General features: G+C 62.9%; 3 protein-coding genes. All 3 read right to left on the bottom strand.

Annotated features, from left to right (window positions below; all coding sequences use genetic code 11):
* On the bottom strand, nucleotides 1-425 hold a 425-nt coding region (locus JNL55_RS31195), incomplete at its 3' end, for an efflux RND transporter permease subunit (protein ID WP_293863782.1).
* Nucleotides 425-1,513, bottom strand: a complete 1,089-nt coding sequence (locus JNL55_RS31190; protein WP_293863779.1) for an efflux RND transporter periplasmic adaptor subunit — start codon at nucleotides 1,511-1,513, stop codon at nucleotides 425-427. The genes JNL55_RS31195 and JNL55_RS31190, both read right to left, overlap by 1 nt.
* Nucleotides 1,510-2,834, bottom strand: a 1,325-nt coding sequence (locus tag JNL55_RS31185) for a TolC family protein (RefSeq protein WP_293863776.1), incomplete at its 5' end; no start/stop codon positions are given. The genes JNL55_RS31190 and JNL55_RS31185, both read right to left, overlap by 4 nt.

Raw genomic sequence — 2,834 nt, 5'->3', positions numbered from 1 at the left:
ATGCTGTAAGCGAGCATGGGAAAGACCGTGGGGTCCATGCGGCGCAAGTCGATGGTCGTGCCCACCGGCATCGTGGGTAGCACCTGAGATACCGAGGAACTCAGCTCCAGCGAGGCGCGACGCATGTCAGTGCCCCAGTCGAAGCTCACGGAAACATCGGCCGTGCCGCGACTCGTCGCAGATCGAACATCGCGGACTCCCGGGACTCTGCGTACGGCTTCTTCGGCAGGGCGCGTAACCTGCAGCATCATTTGCTCGGCGGGCCGATCGCCAGCATCGAAAGAAATGACGACGCGAGGAAACTGCACGTCCGGGAACAGTGCCACTGGCAGACGAAACACCGAGGCAATGCCGCCTAGCGTCAGCAGCGCACACAGAAAAAGCAGAGCGCGTTGATGCGTCCGTAACCAGGTCATCAGATTCATCAGTCGCTCGCTTTGTCAGCCGGTGTCTCGCGCACCGCCATGCCATCTTCGAGCTCGTAGGCGCCAAGCACGGCGATGCGTAGCGTCGAGTCCAGTGGACCTTCGACCGCGATCTGTTGCTGATCTTGTGCGCCAGGCGTGGTCACATTGACTCGCTTGGCGTGGCCGTTCTCGATTTGATACAGGTAGGCGCTCGTTTCATCGCGCAGTACCGCCTCGCGTGGCGCAAGCCAACTGGTCGTGCTTGCGACTGTAACCACTGCACGCGCACCCTCGGCGGTCGGTAGATCCGCCGTGGCTGGATCCACCGGCTCGAGCGCGACATCGACCAATCGCGATGTGGGATTCACCATGGCCTGCACGTGAGTGACGCGTGCCGGAATCGGATCGCGTCGGCCGACCGGTTCAATCGATGCAGTCATGCCGGCGGCGATCTGGTGCGCGTCCAGCGGTGAGAAGCCCGCCAGAATCTGTACCGAGTCGTTGGCAATCGTTCGTACCAGCACGGTACCCGCTGCGGTTCGGTCGCCGGGCGCCACTGGAACGTCGAGTACGATGCCGTCAAAGGGGGCTTTGAGATCGCTGCGTGCATCGCCGCCGCCTAACTCTCGTTGGGCGGCGATCGCGGTGGTCGCGTCGTTCAGCGCTTTCTCTGCGGTGGCGACTTGCGACTCGGTGGCGAGGTTCTTGGCGCGTAAGGCTTTGATGCGATCCAGTTCGGCGCGTGCGAAGGTGAGTCCGGTCTCCGATTGTTGATACGCCAGTCGACCGGTCGGTTCGTTGGTCAGCGTCATCAAGATCGCGCCGTGCCGAACCGCTTCTCCGGGTGTGACTTGCACATCAGTGACCAAGCCCGCTTGTGGCAACGTGAGATTGCGCGTCTTGCCGGGGATGGGTGTCACCGTCCCGTAGCCGGTGACCGTGGAGGCGAGCGATCCTTTGTGTAGCTGAGCAGTCGTGACGAGTGCGCTGCTGCCAGTGTCCGCGTCTGTTTCCGCTGAGGCAGGCTGCTGGGAACAGGCACCGAGCGAGGCGCAGGCGAGCATGCTCGAAGCAATCCAAAGTGTGCGAATTGACGGTGTGATCATCGGCCAGCCTCCGGCGGCGCGGGCAGGTCGCTGCCCAAAAGCGTACGAAGCATCTCTTGCTGTTCTTGCAGCGTCAGTGCGAGCTGCACGGCCTCCATGCGTCTGGCGACCGCTGCCGTACTCAAGGTGACGTAGGCGTTCCAGTCGAGCACTCCGCCGGCAAACGACTGCGTTGCCGCTTGCTGTAGCGTGCGCAGATGTTCGGCATCGCGTTCGGCCTGCTGCGTGCGACGGATGAGCTCCGGCAAGTCGATACGAATCCGGTCGACTTCCGAGCGTGCAGTGGCCAAGCGAGATTGGTATTCATCGAACAGGCGCTGGCGCGTGGCGGTTTCGATTGCGATGGCGCCTCGGCCGCGATCGAACAACGGCAGCGTCAAGCCGATGCTGTAGCCTCGGGTGGTGATGTTGCTGGTGTCGCGTGCACGACTCAGCCCTAGGGAGATCGACGGAAATTGTTTGAGCACGGCCTGACGGAGTTTGACTTCCTGAGCCTGGTAGCCGATGCGCAGCGCGAGCAGATCAGGGCGGCGCTCGGGCAAGGCGGCCAATCGTTGGTCGATGCCCGCAGGCAGCAGCTGTTCTGCCTGTGTGGGCTCGGCATCGTCGACCAGGCGCAGCTCGGCATGCTCGTCGAGGCCCAGCAACAGCTGCAGCGTGTGACGTTCGAGATTGAGCTTTTGCGCGGTGTCATCGATCTGCCGTTGCAGATCGGCCAGCGCCAATAGTGGACCGGCGGCGACGTCACTGGTGAGATTGCCGGCCTGCAGTTCACTCTGAACGGCCTCGCGCAGTCGCTCATGGTCGGGCAGTAACGTCTGTAGTTCGTGCAGGAGCCGAGTGTCGGCCTGCACTTGATTGAATAGCGCGCGTGCCTGCGCAACCATTTGCCATTCGGCCCACAGTTCATCGAGTTCGATCTTGCGCGTGTCGAGCCGAGACGCTTGCATCGTGCTCGAGCGCATCAGCAGCGCAGTGATGTCCTGTGTGATGCCGGCGGTGAAGGCTGTCACCAGATCCGGTCCGGAACGCACTGGAAAGTCCTGCCCGAAGGACAGTTGTGGATCAGGCAACAGACGGGCGGCGAAGGCTTGCGCCCGTTGAATACCCAGATCATCCCGTAACAGGCGCAGCTCGGGATTGTTGGCTACCGCGAGCATCGCGACCTCGGTTTGATCGAGGCCGTCCGTCGGGTCGAATCGATGCTGTCGCAGGGCCGGCAATGGCATCGCCGCGGCGTCGACATAGAGCGGGGTGGTGGCCGTCGCAGCGCCTGCTTCGAGCGGCTTTTCCCGATAGCTGGCGCAGCCGGACGCTGCGG

The sequence above is a fragment of the Steroidobacter sp. genome (assembly GCF_016790065.1).
Lineage (GTDB): Bacteria > Pseudomonadota > Gammaproteobacteria > Steroidobacterales > Steroidobacteraceae > Steroidobacter.
This window is presented reverse-complemented; position numbering and strand designations above follow the sequence as displayed.

Excerpts from the sequence above, each read along its gene's own strand:
- JNL55_RS31190 (WP_293863779.1), bottom strand. The coding sequence starts at position 1,513 with ATGATCACACCGTCAATTCGCACACTTTGGATTGCTTCGAGCATGCTC.